At 58.3% G+C, this 17,948-nt stretch carries 15 protein-coding genes; 11 read left to right on the top strand and 4 right to left on the bottom strand.

What is annotated here, in order from left to right:
* Positions 1–10: 10 nt before the first annotated feature.
* The 8 genes from tolR to glmM all read left to right on the top strand — a co-directional run bounded on the left by tolR (position 11) and on the right by glmM (position 10,028).
* Positions 11–469: a protein TolR gene (tolR, locus tag H1Y61_RS05435; protein ID WP_015917019.1), complete on the top strand. Its 459-nt coding sequence runs from the start codon at positions 11–13 to the stop codon at positions 467–469.
* A gap of 9 nt (positions 470–478) precedes the next feature.
* On the top strand, positions 479–1,648 hold the full coding sequence (locus H1Y61_RS05430) for a hypothetical protein (RefSeq protein ID WP_174111611.1): 1,170 nt from the start codon (positions 479–481) through the stop codon (positions 1,646–1,648).
* Positions 1,649–1,700: 52 nt separating this feature from the next.
* Positions 1,701–3,008 carry a Tol-Pal system beta propeller repeat protein TolB gene (tolB, locus tag H1Y61_RS05425; protein WP_015917021.1) on the top strand — a complete coding sequence of 436 codons (1,308 nt, stop codon included), beginning with the start codon at positions 1,701–1,703 and terminating at the stop codon, positions 3,006–3,008.
* A 230-nt stretch (positions 3,009–3,238) separates the two neighbouring features.
* Positions 3,239–3,772: a peptidoglycan-associated lipoprotein Pal gene (gene pal / locus H1Y61_RS05420; protein ID WP_060718216.1), complete on the top strand. Its 534-nt coding sequence runs from the start codon at positions 3,239–3,241 to the stop codon at positions 3,770–3,772.
* Between the two features lie 216 nt (positions 3,773–3,988).
* Positions 3,989–4,990, top strand: a complete 1,002-nt coding sequence (ybgF, locus tag H1Y61_RS05415; protein WP_180573948.1) for a tol-pal system protein YbgF — start codon at positions 3,989–3,991, stop codon at positions 4,988–4,990.
* Between the two features lie 59 nt (positions 4,991–5,049).
* Entirely contained in the window at positions 5,050–6,354 is a 1,305-nt protein-coding gene (gene tilS / locus H1Y61_RS05410; RefSeq protein ID WP_180573947.1) for a tRNA lysidine(34) synthetase TilS, read from the top strand.
* Positions 6,355–6,477: 123 nt separating this feature from the next.
* Positions 6,478–8,406: an ATP-dependent zinc metalloprotease FtsH gene (gene ftsH, locus H1Y61_RS05405; protein WP_041698195.1), complete on the top strand. Its 1,929-nt coding sequence runs from the start codon at positions 6,478–6,480 to the stop codon at positions 8,404–8,406.
* 269 nt (positions 8,407–8,675) lie between these two features.
* Positions 8,676–10,028 carry a phosphoglucosamine mutase gene (glmM, locus tag H1Y61_RS05400; RefSeq protein ID WP_180573946.1) on the top strand — a complete coding sequence of 451 codons (1,353 nt, stop codon included), beginning with the start codon at positions 8,676–8,678 and terminating at the stop codon, positions 10,026–10,028.
* 99 nt (positions 10,029–10,127) lie between these two features.
* Here the strand turns inward: glmM and H1Y61_RS05395 are convergent, their stop codons facing one another.
* Positions 10,128–10,874 carry a YebC/PmpR family DNA-binding transcriptional regulator gene (locus H1Y61_RS05395; protein WP_180573945.1) on the bottom strand — a complete coding sequence of 249 codons (747 nt, stop codon included), beginning with the start codon at positions 10,872–10,874 and terminating at the stop codon, positions 10,128–10,130.
* Between the two features lie 264 nt (positions 10,875–11,138).
* On the opposite strand from H1Y61_RS05395, the gene H1Y61_RS05390 reads away from it, so the two are divergent.
* Positions 11,139–11,642: a pyridoxamine 5'-phosphate oxidase family protein gene (locus tag H1Y61_RS05390; protein ID WP_071204979.1), complete on the top strand. Its 504-nt coding sequence runs from the start codon at positions 11,139–11,141 to the stop codon at positions 11,640–11,642.
* A 17-nt stretch (positions 11,643–11,659) separates the two neighbouring features.
* Here H1Y61_RS05390 and H1Y61_RS05385 read toward each other — a convergent pair whose 3' ends face one another.
* Both H1Y61_RS05385 and H1Y61_RS05380 read right to left on the bottom strand, forming a co-directional pair.
* On the bottom strand, positions 11,660–12,532 hold the full coding sequence (locus tag H1Y61_RS05385) for an MBL fold metallo-hydrolase (RefSeq protein ID WP_180573944.1): 873 nt from the start codon (positions 12,530–12,532) through the stop codon (positions 11,660–11,662).
* 105 nt (positions 12,533–12,637) lie between these two features.
* Positions 12,638–14,449: a potassium/proton antiporter gene (locus H1Y61_RS05380; RefSeq protein ID WP_180574415.1), complete on the bottom strand. Its 1,812-nt coding sequence runs from the start codon at positions 14,447–14,449 to the stop codon at positions 12,638–12,640.
* Between the two features lie 907 nt (positions 14,450–15,356).
* Here H1Y61_RS05380 and H1Y61_RS05375 point away from each other — a divergent pair.
* The gene (locus tag H1Y61_RS05375) at positions 15,357–16,229 is read left to right on the top strand and encodes a HipA domain-containing protein (protein ID WP_180573943.1); all 873 of its coding nucleotides are present in this window, start codon (positions 15,357–15,359) and stop codon (positions 16,227–16,229) included.
* Complete coding sequence (locus H1Y61_RS05370) at positions 16,229–17,017, top strand: HIRAN domain-containing protein (protein WP_180573942.1); 789 nt, start codon at positions 16,229–16,231, stop codon at positions 17,015–17,017. The genes H1Y61_RS05375 and H1Y61_RS05370 overlap by 1 nt, the downstream gene beginning before the upstream one ends.
* A 468-nt stretch (positions 17,018–17,485) precedes the next feature.
* Here H1Y61_RS05370 and H1Y61_RS05365 read toward each other — a convergent pair whose 3' ends face one another.
* Positions 17,486–17,917 (bottom strand): protein kinase, encoded by a 432-nt coding sequence (locus H1Y61_RS05365; RefSeq protein ID WP_180573941.1) that lies wholly within the window; start codon positions 17,915–17,917, stop codon positions 17,486–17,488.
* Positions 17,918–17,948: the final 31 nt, after the last annotated feature.

Below are 17,948 nucleotides of genomic sequence, written 5' to 3'. Positions count from 1 at the left end.
AATTGATCAGATGGGCATGTCGGTAGGAGCAAACGGAGGCGGCGGTGGCCGCCGCGGCAGCAGGCGCCGGGGCGGCAAGCGCGGTCCGGTCAGCGAAATCAACGTCACCCCGCTGGTTGACGTGATGCTGGTGTTGTTGATCATCTTCATGGTGGCAGCTCCGATGATGACGGTCGGCGTGCCGATCGACCTGCCGGAAACCCAGGCCAGCGCCATGAATTCCGATACGCAGCCGATCACCATTTCGGTCAATCCGGCTGGCGAAATCTATTTGCAGGAAAGCCCGATCCCGCTTGAGGAAATCGTTCCCAAGCTCCAGGCTATCGCCACCACGGGTTACAATGAACGTATTTATGTGCGCGGCGACACGGCTGCTGCCTATGGCACGGTCATGAAGGTCATGGCGCGCATTTCTTCGGCTGGCTACAAGAATATCGGCCTTGTGACCCTGCAAGAACAGGACAAGTGATCTTTCGAAATGAAAGGCAGTCTCGTCACATCTGCGATTTTGCACGCAACGCTGCTGGCCATGGCGCTGGTGACGATTAGCGCGCCTGCGCCCATGCAAGTCGCCGATGTCGAGGCATTGCCCGTCGATATCGTGCCGATCTCGGAACTGACCCAGATCCAGCAGGGTGATAAAAAAGCGCCGAAGCGCGAAAAATCGGCACCCACCCCGACCAAGAAGCCGAGCACCGTTCAGAACGCGGAAAACATGGGCGACAACGAAGTCGATATGAAGACCCCGCCGACGCCGTCGAAAAAGCCGACACAGCAGGAAACGGCGGCTGCCCCTGAGAAGGTGGACAAGGTCCTGCCAACGCAGGACAACGATACCAATGACGTCAAGGAAATTGCCAAGGAAGAGACGGCGGTAGCCCCTTCCAAGGATGCCGTGCCTGTTCCGAAGGACGTGCCAACCCCGACGCCAGAGCCAAAGCCGGAACCACCGAAGCCAGAACCGCCAAAGCCGGAGGCCAAACCCGAGCCGAAGCCGGAAGCAAAGCCCCAGGAAGTCGCCAAGGCCGAAGACATTCCGCTGCCGACCAGCGTTCCCCTGCCTGCGTCCAAGCCGAAGCCGGAGCCGCCAAAGCCTGCGGAGACCAAGACGCCTGAGCCAAAGCCAACGGAGGCCAAGCCGAAGACCGAGGCCGCCAAGGCACCTGATGTCAAGAAGGCTGACAAAAACCAACAGGCGGCCAAGGCGAAATCCTCAAAGGAAAGCGACTTCAACGCCGATGAGATTGCAGCCCTGCTGAACAAGACCGATGCTGCCGGTGGCGGTGCCAAGCGCTCCACCGAACAGGCGGCGCTGGGCGGCAAGAAGACCACCGGCGGCTCGACACTCAGCCAGAGTGAAATGGACGCCCTGCGCGGCGCGATCCAGAACAACTGGTCGGTGCTGTCAGGCATGGGCGATGCCCAGGGCATGGTGATCCGCGCTCATTTCAAGCTGGACGAGAGCGGCAATCTGATCGGCGAGCCGGAAGTGACGGCCACTGGCGGATCGCCCAGCGCCCAGCAGGTGATGATCTCAAGCGCGCGCCGCGCCATTCTGAAATCCGTGCCGTTCAAGAACCTGCCCGTTGAAAAATACGATGCCTGGTCCGAGGTTGTCGTCAACTTCGATCCAAGCGAATTCATGTAAAAGCGAATTCATGCCCACACGAATTCATGTAGAAGCTGAAAGGCTTGCCCTTATGAAGACATTCTCACTCCTGCGTATCCTGATCGTCCTCGTCGGCATGGCGGGCGCCTTTGCCACGCCGGCCATGGCGCTGGTCGAGATCAACATCAATAAGGGCAATGTCGAGCCGATGCCGATCGCCATTCCCGATTTCCTGTCGGCCAATGGCATCGGCGCGAAGATTTCGGCGGTGGTCGAGGCCGATCTCAAACGCTCCGGTCTGTTCGCCCCGGTCAATCACGGTGCCTTCATCGACAAGCAGATCAATCCCGATCAGGCTCCGAACATGCAGAACTGGACGGTGCTGAACGCCCAGGCCCTGGTGGTTGGTCGCATTACCCAGGAAGGCGATGGCCGCTTGCGCGCCGAATTCCGCCTGTGGGACACCTATGCGGGCCAGCAGATGAGCGGCCAGCAATTCTATACCCAGCCTGAAAACTGGCGTCGCGTCGCCCATATCATCGCCGACGCGATCTATGAGCGCATCACCGGTGAAAAAGGCTATTTCGATACCCGCATCGTCTTCGTGGCCGAAAGCGGAACCAAGACCGACCGCAAGCGCCAGTTGGCCATCATGGACCAGGACGGCGAAAACGTCCGCATGTTGACCAACACCGCCAATCTGGTGCTGACGCCGCGCTTTTCGCCGAACCGCCAGGAAGTGACCTATATGTCCTTCGAGGGCAACCAGCCGCGCGTCTACCTGCTGCAACTGGAAACCGGACAGCGCGAAGTGGTCGGCAATTTTCCCGGCATGACCTTCTCGCCGCGCTTCTCGCCGGATGGTCAGCGGGTGATCATGAGCCTGCAACAGGACGCCAACAGTAACATCTACACGATGGACCTGCGCTCGCGCACCACCACCCGGTTGACCAGCACGGCGGCCATCGATACCTCCCCGTCCTATGCGCCGGATGGACGCCGGATCGTGTTTGAGAGCGACCGTGGCGGACGCCAGCAGCTTTACGTGATGAATTCCGACGGCTCCGGCCAGACCCGCATTTCCTTTGGCGAAGGCTCCTACTCCACTCCGGTCTGGTCGCCCCGCGGAGACTTGATCGCCTTTACCAAGCAATCGGGCGGAAAATTCTCGATCGGCGTGATGAAGCCGGACGGTTCAGGCGAACGGCTTCTGACCACCGGCTTCCATAATGAAGGCCCGACCTGGGCACCGAACGGCCGCGTGCTGATGTTCTTCCGCCAGGCCGCGGGCTCCGGCGGACCGCAGCTCTATTCCATCGACTTGACCGGCTATAACGAGCAATTGGTCAAAACTCCGAGCTTTGCGTCCGACCCAGCCTGGTCGCCGCTTCTCGAATAGCATGGTCATCGCCTTCCGGCTCCTGCCGGAAGGCGATTGCATTTGATGACCGGTCGTGAATTAAGTAAAGATTAACCATGACCGTTTGCTTCTGGTTAACCAGGATTGATTAGAGTTCGGCAACCACGATTGACACCAGTGTCAATCGGCACTGCTCACACGGACCGCCCAACCGGCTGCCCACCATCACTGCACAAGACTGCCCCACACTACTTGCAAGGAGATCGGCCATGAGCCGCACTGTAACCCCGGTAATGAGCCGCATGCAAAAGCTTGCCAGCAACCCCGCCATTCTCGCTCTCGCCATGACGCTGGCGCTGGCTGGCTGCGCATCCAAGAAGAACATGCCCAATAGCGCATCCGAGCTTGGCCTTGGCGGCGCAGGTGCTGCAACACCCGGCTCGACCCAGGACTTCACCGTCAATGTCGGCGACCGGATCTTCTTCGACACCGACTCAACCTCGATCCGCGCCGACGCCCAGCAGACGCTGGACCGCCAGGCTCAGTGGTTGCAGCGTTATTCGCAGTATCCGATCACCGTCGAAGGCCATGCCGACGAACGCGGCACCCGCGAATACAACCTGGCGCTCGGCGCCCGCCGTGCCGCATCCACCAAGGCCTATCTCGTGTCGCGCGGCATTCCTGCCAACCGCATCAAGACGATTTCCTACGGCAAGGAACGTCCGGTCGCCACCTGCGACGATATTTCCTGCTGGTCGCAGAACCGCCGCGCCGTAACGGTTCTCGGCGGCGCTGGAATGTAATTCACGAAATCGTGCCTGCATTCATGACAGAAACAGGGCGGTCTTCGGGCCGCCCTTTTGTTTTCTTCACACTTTGGCCGAACTCGGTTGCTTTTTGCAAAGAACAGAGAAAAGCTTTATTGGCAGACATCGCAGGCTTGACGGTCGATATTCGACGGCAAAGCCTGACGGGCGCACATCAATCGAGCGATAACACGGAAAACAGGAACCACATCGATGAAGAGACTTGTCGTGGCCGGGATGGTGGGAATGACTGCAATTCTCGCCCCCCCAATCCTCGGAGTCCAAGCGGGCAGCAGTGCCTTGGCCTTTTCGCTTTTCGAACGCCAGCACACGCCGCCAGCGCCAGTCAGCGACATGCCAGTGCAGCAGGTCCAGCAGCAGGGCAGTGACATCGTCCAAGTCCAGCAATTGCAGGACCAGATCCGCCAGTTGAACGGCCGGATCGAGGACATGAGCTACCAGCTGCTGCAAATGCAGGAAACCATCCGCAAGGCGCAGGAAGATAACGAATTCCGATTCCAGGAGCTGGAAAAAAAAAGAAGTGACGCAGGCTCCCCCGGCCAGGCCAGCCCGTCGGTAGCGGCGCGCCAGCCGGCTGGTGGCAGTGACGGTGTTGGCCAGATCATCGGAGAAACCGCTGGCAGCCAGGCAACAAGCCCGGCTGGCGGCGGACGCTCCGCAGCCCCCGGTGAAATGACGCTGGGCTCAATCGAAATGGACAACAGCGGCAATCCGGTCGGTGCCAGCGTCAATGGTGCGGCAGGTTCCAACGCCAGCGCTCTGCCGGGTACGGCACCTGTCGGTCAGAGCGGAACCAAAACCGCGTCGCTCGGCGGCGAGCAGGATCTCTATCAGATCGCCTATAGCCATGTGCTATCGGGCGACTACAAGGCAGCGGAAGGCGAATTCCGCGATTTCATCAGCCGCTATCCGAAAAGCGGCAAGGCCGCGGATGCCAATTTCTGGCTGGGCGAAGCGCAATATTCGCAGGCTCGCTACAAGGATTCGGCTGAGACCTTCCTCAAGGCCTACCAGAGCTATGGGAAGACCCCCAAGGCACCGGAAATGCTGCTGAAACTCGGCATGTCGCTTGCGGCCCTCGACAACAAGGACACCGCCTGCGCCACCTTGCGCGAGGTGAACAAGCGCTATCCCGACGCCTCCAAGGCCGTCCAGAACAAGGCCGCCAGCGAGCAGAAGCGTCTGGCTTGCTGATGCTGCCCGACAGCGGTTTGGAACCACAGCTTCCGGGCCACGATCGTCTGGGCGAATTGATGACGGACACTCTATCCGCCATCTCTCCTGAAGCCGCCATTGCCGCTTTCCTCGACAGAATAAATGATCCGCTGCGCCTTCTGGTGGCGATTTCCGGCGGCAGCGATTCGACCGGCCTGCTGCTTGCGCTGCATGAACAACTGCACGCCATGCTAGCAAAACCCGTCACCCTTCACGCCGCCACCATCGATCACGGTCTTCGCGATGGCTCCGCCGCAGAAGCCGAAACTGTCGCGGCGCTCTGCGCAACGCTCGGCATTCCCCATGTGATTCGCCGCTGGACAGGCGACAAGCCGAAAACCGGAATTTCCGCCGCCGCCCGGGCCGCCCGCTACCGGCTGCTGGCCGGGATCGCCAAAGAGATCGGCGCTGCTGCCATCCTGACCGGCCATACCGCCGACGATCAGATCGAGACCATCGCCATGCGCGAGAAACGCAGTCGAAACCCTAGGGCGACCGGCCTTGCGGGTATGGCAGAATCCGTCCTGTTTGAAAATTCCATCTGGATCACCCGACCGCTTCTGCGCTCGCGTCGCCAAGCCATCCGCGCATTCTTGCAGGACCGTGGGCATGGCTGGGTCGATGATCCCAGCAATGACAATCCCGCCTATGAGCGCGCCCGTATCCGAGCCAACCTCTCAACGGACCAGCAGCCCGGCCTGCCGCAGAATGAGCGCCTGTCTCTGTCGCAACGAGCCGCCGCTTTAGTCTCCACCCATGCCACCATGCCTCTGCCAGGACTTGTCGATCTCGATAATGCCCTGTTCGAGGCACCCCGTGCGATCCTTAGCCATGCCTTGCAGGCACTGATTGCAACTGTGGGAGGCCAGCCGCATGGGCCTGGGCAGGATGCGCTTGTGCGCCTCATCGCCCTTTGCGAACAGCCGCCTGGTGCCAGACTGACACTGGGCCGCTGCCTTGCACATCGTCATCGCCACGGCATCTATCTGGTACGTGAAGGGCGCAATCTGCCGCATGGTCGTGTGAAACCAGGTGAGACCGTGCTGTGGGACGGCCGCTGGCACATCAGCAATATCGGCCGGGCGGAAAGCCCGGTGCAGCCGGGTGGAACCGAAACAGATCAGACGTCCCCCACCCTGCCGACCTCGTCCCTCCCCGCCTCGCCCTTGCCCGTTTCACTGGCAGCGCTGGCACGCCAATCTCTCCCCGGGATCGGTCCAAACCTGCACGCCACGCCTGTGATTGCCCCCTACCAGGGGTTTCTCCCGGGGTTCGACTGGCCGCTCGCCGTGGCTTTGGCGGGTCTTTTCGACGCACCAGGCTTTTTATCACCCTGTTTTTAAATCTTATTGACGGAAAACGAAGTCGGGGCCGCGCTTTGCCTTGGCAAGGCGCTTCAGGAAACCTATGTTACTGTCCGACGATACGGCGTTTTCATGCGCCGAACATTTTTTCTGGGGAGTTCGATGAACCCAAATTTTAGAAATCTCGCGCTGTGGGCGATCATAGCTTTGCTATTGGTCGCGCTGTTCAGCATGTTCCAGACGTCTCCGTCGCAAACAAGTTCCCGCGAGATTCCCTATTCGCAATTCTTGCGTGAAGTTGATTCGGGCCGCGTTCGCGACGTTACCGTCACCGGTAACCGAATCATCGGCAGCTATGGCGAAAACGGCGCCGCCTTCCAGACCTATGCCCCGGTCGTGGATGACAATCTGCTTGAAAAACTGCAAACCAAGAATGTGATGATCGTTGCTCGTCCCGAGTCCGACGGGTCTTCCGGCTTCCTCAGCTATCTCGGCACTCTGTTGCCCATGCTGCTCATTCTCGGCGTCTGGCTGTTTTTCATGCGTCAGATGCAGGGCGGTTCGCGCGGCGCGATGGGCTTTGGCAAGTCCAAGGCCAAGCTTTTGACCGAAGCGCATGGCCGCGTCACCTTTGAAGACGTGGCTGGCGTCGACGAAGCCAAGCAGGATCTTGAGGAAATCGTTGAATTCCTGCGCGATCCGCAGAAATTCCAGCGTCTCGGCGGCAAAATTCCGCGCGGCGTGCTGCTGGTCGGCCCTCCCGGCACCGGTAAAACCCTGCTGGCCCGGTCGGTCGCAGGCGAGGCCAATGTGCCGTTCTTCACGATTTCAGGTTCTGATTTCGTTGAAATGTTCGTCGGCGTTGGCGCAAGCCGCGTGCGTGACATGTTTGAACAGGCCAAGAAGAATGCACCCTGCATTATCTTCATCGACGAAATCGACGCCGTCGGTCGCCATCGTGGTGCTGGTCTCGGCGGCGGTAATGACGAGCGCGAACAGACGCTGAACCAGCTTCTGGTCGAAATGGACGGCTTCGAGGCCAATGAGGGGATCATCCTGATTGCCGCCACCAACCGTCCCGACGTTCTCGATCCTGCCCTGTTGCGTCCAGGCCGTTTCGACCGTCAAGTCGTGGTGCCAAACCCCGACATCATTGGCCGCGAGCGCATTCTGAAGGTGCATGCCCGCAACGTGCCGCTGGCTCCCAATGTCGATCTCAAGGTTCTCGCCCGTGGCACGCCCGGTTTTTCCGGTGCTGACCTGATGAACCTTGTCAACGAAGCCGCCCTGATGGCTGCACGCCGCAACAAGCGCGTCGTCACCATGGCCGAATTCGAAGACGCCAAGGACAAGATCATGATGGGTGCGGAACGCCGTTCCTCCGCCATGACCGAAGCCGAAAAGAAGCTGACCGCCTATCACGAGGCTGGTCATGCGATCACCGCTCTGAACGTGCCGGTCGCCGACCCGCTGCATAAGGCGACCATCATCCCGCGTGGCCGCGCCCTTGGCATGGTCATGCAATTGCCGGAAGGCGACCGCTACTCCATGAGCTACAAGTGGATGGTGTCGCGTCTGGTGATCATGATGGGTGGCCGTGTTGCCGAAGAAATCACCTTCGGCAAGGAAAACATCACCTCCGGCGCGTCTTCTGACATCGAGCAGGCCACCAAGCTTGCCCGCGCCATGGTGACCCAATGGGGCTTTTCCGATATCCTCGGTCAGGTTGCCTATGGTGAAAACCAGCAGGAAGTGTTCCTTGGCCATTCTGTCTCGCAGAGCAAGAATGTCTCCGAATCAACCGCGCAGAAGATCGACACCGAAGTGCGCCGACTGATTGACGAAGCCTATACCGAGGCCCGTCGTATCATCACCGAGAAACACGATGCCTTCGTTATTCTGGCCGAAGGCCTGCTGGAATACGAAACCCTCTCGGGTGAGGAAATCAAGGCGCTGATCCGTGGCGAAAAGCCAACCCGCGACAGCGGCGAAGATGGCCCAACCCGCAGCTCTGCGGTTCCCTCCACCGGTAAGAAGGACGCGCCTAAGGGCGGCGAACCGGAAGCCGGACTGGAACCCCAGGCGCATTGATCCACCAAGTCCCGTAAAAAGACCTTGATATTGGTCACAGAACGAAAAGCCGCCCTTTAAACGGGCGGTTTTTTTATGTGGTAACGGGTTATAATCAATGTTGACGGTAATTTAAGTGAATGCGCCGTTAAAACATGCGATGAGCGATGAATAAACGGCGGACGGCCTGCGCCCATAGGCATTGCCGGTAAATGCGATGCGTAAAAACAAAGAAAAGAGCATTTCGCGCGCTAAAGACGGCGAAAAAGCTTTGGACCTCAGGAGACATCATGACACGACGTTATTTCGGAACCGATGGTATTCGCGGACAGTCGAATGTCTTTCCCATGACGCCGGATCTCGCCATGAAAGTTGGCATTGCCGTCGGCACCATCCTTCGCCGTGGCCATCATCGTCACCGTGTGGTGATCGGCAAGGATACCCGCCTCTCCGGCTATATGCTGGAAACGGCGCTGGTGGCCGGTTTTACCGCCGCGGGTCTGGATGTGTTTCTGCTCGGCCCGATCCCGACACCGGCTGTGGCCATGCTGACCCGTTCGCTGCGCGCCGATATCGGCGTCATGGTCTCGGCCTCGCATAATCCTTTTGCCGATAATGGCATAAAGCTGTTCGGCCCTGATGGGTACAAACTATCAGATGAACTAGAAGCTGAAATCGAAGCATTGCTGAACCAGGAAGCACCCCTCCCCTTGGCCAGAGCCGAGGATATCGGTCGGGCCAAGCGCGTTGATGGTGATATCTACCGCTATATCGAATTCGTCAAACGCACTCTGCCGCGCGATGTCACGCTGAGCGGGCTTCGAATCGCCATCGATTGCGCCAATGGCGCCGCCTACAAGGTTGCGCCTCTGGCACTTTGGGAATTAGGCGCCGAAGTGGTGACCATCGGCAACGAGCCGAATGGTCTCAATATCAATCTCGAATGCGGCTCCACCCATCCCGCCGCCTTGCAAAAGAAAGTCCACGAGGTGCGCGCCGATATCGGCATCGCGCTTGACGGCGACGCGGACCGGGTGATCATCGTCGATGAGACCGGGGCGATTGTCGATGGCGACCAGTTGATGGCGGTGATTGCCGAAAGCTGGGCCAATGACCAGACCCTGAAAGGCGGCGGTATTGTCGCCACCGTGATGTCCAATCTCGGTCTGGAGCGCTTTCTGGGCGGCAAGGGCCTGACACTGGCCCGCACCAAGGTTGGCGACCGTCATGTCGTCGAGCATATGCGCCAAAACCATTACAATATTGGTGGCGAGCAGTCGGGCCATATCGTGTTGTCGGATTTCGGCACGACCGGCGACGGTCTGGTTGCCGCCCTGCAAATCCTGGCGGCGGTGAAGCGCACCGGCAAAACGGTCAGCCAGATCTGCCACCGCTTCGATCCCGTGCCGCAATTGCTGCGCAATGTCCGCATTTCCGGCGGCAAGCCGCTGGAAGACAGTTTCGTGCGTCAGGCCATTGCCGATGCCGAAAGCGAATTGGCCCGCAATGGCCGTCTGGTGATCCGCCCGTCCGGCACCGAACCGCTGATCCGCGTTATGGCCGAAGGCGATGACCGCAACCAGATCGAGCGCATCGTCAACGACCTGATCGGCGTGATCGCCAACAGCCGCGAAGCGGCGTAAAATCTCATCTTTACACCTGAAAAAGCCCGGCTAAATCCATAGCCGGGCTTTTTGCATTGCGTTCTTTGCTACGCTTTCAGCAGCAAGGTATGGATCGCATCAAGCGGAAAGCCTTGCCATCACCTCTTCCGAGACCTCGAAATTCGAATAGACGTTCTGCACGTCATCATCGTCATCCAGCGTCTCGATCAGCTTCATCAGCGACTGTGCCTTGTCCTCATCAACAGGCACGGTGTTTTGCGGCTTCCAGATGGCCTTGACGGATTCGGCTTCGCCAAGCGTCGCTTCCAACGCCTTGGAGACGTCGTTCATGTCTTCAAAACCGCAGATGATCGTGTGGCCATCTTCATCGCTGGTCACGTCTTCCGCACCAGCTTCGATGGCAGCTTCCATCACTGCATCGGCATCGCCAACGCTGGCCTTGTAGGTGATTTCGCCAACCTTATCGAAGGAGAAGGAAACTGATCCGGTTTCGCCCAGTGCCCCGCCGGCCTTGGAAAAGGTCGAGCGGACATTGGAGGCTGTGCGGTTGCGGTTGTCGGTCAGGGCTTCGACGATAACGGCAACGCCGCCGGGACCGTAGCCCTCGTAGCGCACTTCCTCATAGTTTTCACCATCAACACCCGATGCCTTTTTGACGGCGCGCTCGATATTGTCTTTCGGCATCGATTGCGCCTTGGCATTCTGGATGGCCAGACGCAGGCGGGCATTCATGGTCGGATCAGGCAAGCCGGCCTTGGCCGCCACCGTAATTTCCCGGGCGAGCTTGGAGAACATTTTCGATCGCACGGAATCCTGCTTGCCCTTGCGATGCATGATGTTTTTAAACTGTGAATGGCCGGCCATGGCACCCCTGCGACATCTGATTTGTGGCATCCTGCGGCATCGGTCGTGATCCGTCAGGCGCGCTTTAACGCTCTCTCTTTGCTGCATGATTTCGAACCAGATTGAGCTCGCTTGCTCATGCAGCCGCGAATTGGCGCCCTTATAAGGCCCTGTGGCTTGCCATTCAAGGGGGGCGAAGGTGCGAAGAGCCCTTCTGCCCTGGAACAATAAGGCTTTCCTTCCGTTGCCCTGCTGAAGAACACCAGCAAGAAGAGAGGAAAGCCAATGGTCAATCTCACGGAAGCCCGCGAAGAGCCCGCCCGCCAGCTTTGGGAGGAAATCGAAGCCATTCACGCCGGCATGCTCGGCCTGGAAGGCTCCACCATGCATATGCAGCCGATGGCGCCTTACGGAGATCCGAAAACCAATACGGTCTGGTTTTTCACCCGGACCGATTCAGATTTTGTCCAGAATATCCGCCCCGGTAGCCGGGCGCATTTCTGCGTGGTCGGCAAAAACCACGATTACCACGCCAGCCTGTCCGGCGTTATCGATGTGCGCCGCGATCCGAGCAAGATCGATGAATATTGGAGCTCGGTGGTCGAGGCCTGGTATCACAATGGCAAGAAAGACCCCGACCTCACCATGCTCGCCCTGCATATCGACGATGCCGAAGTCTGGGCCTCTACCGGCAATCCGCTCAAATTCGGCTGGGAAATCGCCAAGGCCAATATTGACGGCGAAAAACTACCGGATGTGGGGCAGCACCACCATCTGACGTTTGCCTAACGGATTTTATGTGCCGTTTAGAAGCCGCTGAGCACCAGGATCAGCGGCTTTTTTGGCAGGCTGCGCATGGACACTGTCACGGCATTGGTTTCCACAATCCTGACATCAAAACCTGGACCGAATAGCCCAACAAAATCATTGACGACAGGCCCGCGCCGATGCATGGGCAGGATCAGCGCCGAGCGCAGCCGTTTTACCATTCGGCTCATACTGTCGCTGCCGAGCGTCAAACCCCCATCGACAGGCACCATCACCACATCCAGCCGGCCAATGGCGGCAAATTGCTTGTCCGTCAATTCATGATGCAGATGGCCGAGATGGCCAATGCACAGCCCGGCGATCTCGAAAATGAAGATCGAATTGCCATTCGGCTCGAAATCACCGCCCCAATTGCGGATATCGGTGGGAACGTTGCGGATATAGGCATCGCCCACCACAAGATTGTGGTGAACCGGCTCCCCCGGCTGCGCATCGTTCCAGCCTTGCAGGACATGGGCGATACCGGGGTCGGGCGACAGCGTATAATGGCTGGAATGGGCCTTGTTCATCGTCACCACGTCCGGTGTCCGCGCCGAGCGCAGGTATCCGCTATAGTCCGTATCGATCGTCAGTCCCTGCGGCGTTTCGATTTCGAAGGTGGAATGGCCGAGAAAAGTGATGGTGACGTTTTCCGCCAGGGCCGCAAGGCGAAGAGGCCCCTTGTCTGGACGAGCGCTAGCATATTCAACGGGAGAAAACCGAGCCCCAGGAAGTTGGTTGGCCACCAATTGGCATTGGCTCACAGGAGGACGGCTGACGGGAGGCCGGGCGGCAGAGCTTTTGTCCTGCGCCAGGGCAAAGCCCGGAAGAAGGCTGAGAATACCGAAAATCACCAGCATTCGCGTCATCATGCCCGCCTCAGCTCCTGCCAGCGTTGCATCATGCCTGCAAAGGTAACCGAAGAATGCGCCGCATCAAAGCACTGGATGGCATTTCCGAGAAGATTTACGAGGCCGTCATTTCACCACGGACGCGCGCACCTTGTGGCGCAGACCCGCCAGCCAATGGGCCATGCCGGTCAGGCTAAGGAAGGCGGGCGCGTTATCGGTTGGCGCGACCGCTTCCATGGAGACGCCGACGGAGGAAATATGGCCGGTCTCGCCGAGATCGCGGACGATCAAAATCAGGTGGCCAAGGCGGACCCGGTCGGCATATTCGGCCTTGCCGCCGAGGCGCGCTTCCATCAGTTCGCCCACGGTTTTTTGCCGATCCGCTTCATTCAGCAGACCCGGCCCGTAGGCGGCATCCAGTTCGGCGGCGGGACGCGACGGTGAAATGGTGAAGGTGCCGAAAAACTCGCTATCGTCCTCATCGACAGGCGCCTTGCTGGCAAACAACCGGTCGAGCAGCCGCGAGTAACCCGGCGCGATAAACAGATAAACCTGGTCGTTTTCCCTGAGGCGGCCTGCATATTGAAACCGCATGGATTTGCCATCGCGGATCACCAGCGATGGCATGGCCCAGCGCGGAATGCGCGCGCCGCTGAGCACTGGACTGCCCGCCACGACGCGGTAGGACAGCAGTTCGTGATGGGCGGCACCCGGCAGATCCAGCTCCACCTTGTCGATGGCGCCGATGCGCGGCGGAATGATCAGGCCGAGCCGTTTGGCCATCGGCTTGATGGTCCAGCCCTGAAGCAGCAACGAAATCATCACCACGATGAAGGCGGTGTTGAAATAGACTTCCCCACCCTTGAGATCACCGAGGATCGGCAGAATGCCGAGCAGGATGGACACCGCGCCGCGCAAGCCGACCCAGGAGATGAACCGCTTTTCCTGATGGGTATAATCGAAGGGAATGAGACACAGCCAGACCGCTGCGGGCCGGGCGATGAACACCAGAAACAGGCCCAGAACCACGGCTGGAAACAGGATCTTGATGAAATGCGACGGCGTGGCCAGAAGACCCAACACCAGAAACATGATGATCTGCGCCAGCCAGGTCATGCCCTCCTGGAAGCGGGCAATGGAAGCGCTGCCGGGGATCTTGCGGTTTCCGGCATAGATGCCCGCGACATAAACGGCCAGAAAGCCGCTGCCGCCGATGGCGCCGGTATAGGAAAAGATCACCATCGACATGGCCAGCACGATGATCGGCAACAGGCCGCGATCAATCGGGATTTTCTTGACGATCATCGTCATCATCGCCCCGCCGATCAGGCCGAGCGCCAGACCCATGCCCATCTGCTCAACGAACATCCGCAGCAGGCTCCAGTCGAGGCCGGTATGATCCTTGCCGGTGGACACCATCTGCACCAGCGCCAGGGTGAGAAAGATCGCCATCGGATCATTGGTGCCGGATTCCACTTCCAGCGAGGAGCGCACCTTGTCGCGAATATTGATGCCGCCAATGCGCAGCAGGAAAAACACCGCCGCCGCATCGGTGGAGGCGACGATGGAGCCAAGCAGCATGCCTTCCAGCAGCGACAGTTTTAACATCCAGGCGGCGAGCAGACCGAACAGGCCAGCCGTCAACAAAACCCCGACCGTCGCCAGCATGATCGACGGCGCTGCCGCCTGTTTGAAGGATTGCAACGAGGTCGTATAGCCGGAATCAAACAGGATAACGGCCAGCGCCAGCGAGCCGATGGTATAGGCAACGGAATGATTGTCGAAATGAATGCCGAGACCATCGACCCCGGCCATCAACCCGATTACCAGAAACAACAGCAGCAGCGGCGCGCCAAAGCGAAAGGCGATCAGGCTGGAAAAAGCCGCAAACAGGATCAGCGCCGTCAGAACCAGCGTGACGATGTAGAAATGTTCCAACCTTTCGCCCTTTCTGGCCTTCGCCCCGTCTGGCACGATACCCCGCCCCAAGACATCGCTCCACCGGCAACGGCCTGCGCACCATGGCACCGAACCACAGACCTCTGATGCCAAAGGCCAGACGGTCGAGACAGACGGAGCGGGAGGCAATGGCGGCAGAATCGCCTTGAATTTCCTCGGTAATACTATTGATCAGACTGGGGCGAAATTACAAAACGAATTATGGCGATACCGGGGAAAATGGCGGGCGGGGTGGTGGTACAGGACATAAGCGTTTTCGTGTGCCGCATATCCCCCTCTGTCCTGCCGGACATCTCCCCTTCAAGGCCGGACATCTCCCCTTCAAGGCCGGACATCTCCCCTTCAAGGAGGGAGATCGGACAGACGTAACCGCTCGCTTCAACGGATAAGTTGCGATTTCCGATACCTTCGAAGCGTAAATGTGACGTGACAAGCCAACCCCCTTGCCGATCTCCCTCCTTGAGGGGGAGATGCCTGGCAAGGCAGAGGGGGGTATGCCACGCATAAAAATCTTTGCGGTTTGTATTGTGCAGGTGGGATGGCACTGCGGAGTGGCCGCTTTGCGCCTTCATTTCGGACGTTCGCGCCGAGTTGGCGAATACCGACAGCAGCCCTTCTGCTTTGGTCAGTTCTAGGACCGAAATTCAGCCCTTCCTAGTCGTTAGAGGCCCACGGGCAGTGAACACTTGTCATGGACAGTTGTCGTGCCCCTGGAAGTGAGAGTGCTGACCAGAGCCGCCGCTTGCGAACGCACAACTCTCGCTGGGTCGAAGGTCACTATCAATCATGCGCTTCAAGTTAAGAGTTAAATTCTTTTCGATGTCAAATTCAACGATTTGAGGTATGAGACCTGTCGGAATGCTTGTACGGAGCGGTAGGACTGCGAATGACTCTGTTTCCAGTATTTGACGTGCAAAATGAAATCGATATCATTGAATACCTCGGCACCAAAGAGAAGTTCTGGCTGAATTTCGACGGCAGGCTCCACCTTCTGAAATTTGGTCGTGAAGGGACCGGTGAGAATTGGGCTGAAAAGGTTGCCTGTGAGATCTGTGCCCTTTTGGGCCTGCCTCACGCTCATTACGAGTTCGCAACATATCAGGGCAAATTGGGCGTTCTGTCACCTAAAATGAACCCTGATGGTAGCCGCCTGATCCTGGGAAACGAACTGATCGATTCCGTCGAGAAAACACTTGATGGGACTAGCTTCTACAAGTACCGGGGTCACACCGTTAGGCGGGTGACAGCTGTTTTACAGAAGTTTACCGATGATCCGGACGAGGCACTGCGATGTTTTGTGGGATATCTCATGCTCGATGCATGGATCGGTAACGGAGATAGGCACAACGAAAACTGGGGGCTTGTGCTCGATCCGCAGAAGCGCACTATCACATTGGCACCAACTTTCGATCACGCATCGAGCTTGGGTAGGGAACTGAGTGACGCAGTGAGAGCAGAGCGTATGGTTACGAAAGACAAGCGCTTCGATGTGCGCGCATACGCCGAAAAAACACGGTCGGGGCTCTACATCGACCAGACGGATAAACGACCATTGTCAACCATTGATGCTTTCCGTCTTGCGGATTCAGCAGGGAAAAGGCACGAGCAGTTCTGGTTGTCGCGCCTCTCGAAAGTGGATCCGAGTGACCTATCTAATATTTTTGATCGGATACCGGCAGAACTCATTAGCACAGAGGCAGCGTCTTTCGCCTTGAATATGCTCGAAATCAACAAGCAAAAGCTCTTGGGGAAATCATAATGAGATCATTCTTCCTGAATTGGCAAGATCCGGACACCCGAAGATGGCTCCCTGTTGCAAGGCTGGTTAACCAGAGCGGATACTTTGTTTTTGGCTACACGCGCGGCGCTCAAGTTTCAAAGAACTTTCTTCCGTTCGGCAGGATGAACGATCTCTCGTCGTTGTACATCTCTGACGAACTGTTCCCTATCTTTGCCAACCGGGTCATGAACGAAAAAAGGCCAGAATACGCGAGGTACGCGCGTTGGTCTGGCCTAGACAGGGAAAGCGACCCATTGGGGTTGATGGCGCGAATTGGCGGCGTGCGTGCGACTGATGCACTGCAGGTGTCGCCGGTTCCTGAGAAAAGTCGTGACGGTCGATATAGATCCGTTTTTTTTGTTCATGGAATTAGTCATCTAACGCCGGACGCTGCGGATCGCGTAGCAGCGCTAGAACCTGGCGAAGTCGTGTTTCCGATGATGGACATTCAAAATCCGTACGATGGCGATGCTGTCTGTCTCAGAACGCGAGATCCTGTTGTCATCATTGGCTATTGCCCTCGATTTGTTGCTCCAGACGTCCGATATCTCTGCGAAAGTGCCGAGACGGCTACGCGCCTAAAGGTAGTTCAGGTGAACCAGGATGCGCCCTCTCAGTTCAAGCTTCTGTGCGAAGCGGTGTCGACTTGGCCTGAGCACTTTGTACCCTGCAGTACCGACGAGCATCAGCTTATCAGCAATCTTTCGGTTGAAGATGCGCTGAAGACTGTGAGTACTACAAAGCCATTTCAACGAGCAGTAAGCTAACGAGCGGGCCTAGTACTGCGGCTACTCAAAACAGGGGCACACAGGTTGGATTTGCCTCGCTCGGGCCCCACAAGAAGGTTTGCCCGCGCTCCTTCTTTATCCGCCGCTCATAGCGTGCGGAGGACCGCCGATGATAGGGATCAATCATCGCTCGGATTGTCGAAGATGAGGCAGTATCCCTATGGCACCCGAGGCCTGTAGTGGGCCACGTTCGAGCTTATATTCCAGAAGCGGTATGTTCGCAGTTGTCTAGATCCTGCCCAATAGCGGACAGTCGGGACACGGCCCCAAAGTCGCCACTGGTGGAATATTTGCTTCCCAAGTTCGGAAACAACCGATATTTACTCGTCTTCCCGTCGGCGGCGAAGCGGGATGAGGACGGTGACGTCGAAAACCTTTGCATCGTACAACAGCGTTTGGTAAAATGAACAATGCTGTAGACCCACCTCGATAACCTCGATCCACCACCTACCGCTGCCCACCCCCCTCCTCCCTCAAAAACTGCCGCACCCGAGCCAGCGCATCAGCCGGGTCGGATTTGCGGTGGTATTCTTCCAGGATGATTTGCTCGATTTTTTGGCGGGTTTCCTGGCTGCTGCGCGCCGGTTCGTCCGGGGGCATCAGTCTGCGGCGGGCTTCTTCCAGGCGGTGTTGAAGGTCGGTGGTGGCTTCGAGGATGGTGTTGTCGATGCTGGCGGGCGGGTCATCCGGCTGCGGTTCCAGCAGATCGAAGGCCACCGTTCGTGGCAGGTCTCGCCGCAGCGCCAGTCGGTAGCGTAGCAGTAGGGCCAGCACGCCCATTGCGAAAACCGGTGGCATGATGATGGCTATCGCCTTCACCCAATCGGCCATGGATTGCCATGTATCGAAAGCATCGGCCCAGACATTATAATCGGCCATCGTCCATTCCTCCCGCACTTGTGAGACAAGC

The sequence above is a fragment of the Agrobacterium vitis genome, from assembly GCF_013426735.1.
Classification (GTDB): Bacteria; Pseudomonadota; Alphaproteobacteria; order Rhizobiales; family Rhizobiaceae; genus Allorhizobium; species Allorhizobium vitis_D.
The sequence above is the reverse complement of the archived record's forward strand: the minus strand, read 5'-3'. Positions and strand labels throughout refer to the sequence as shown.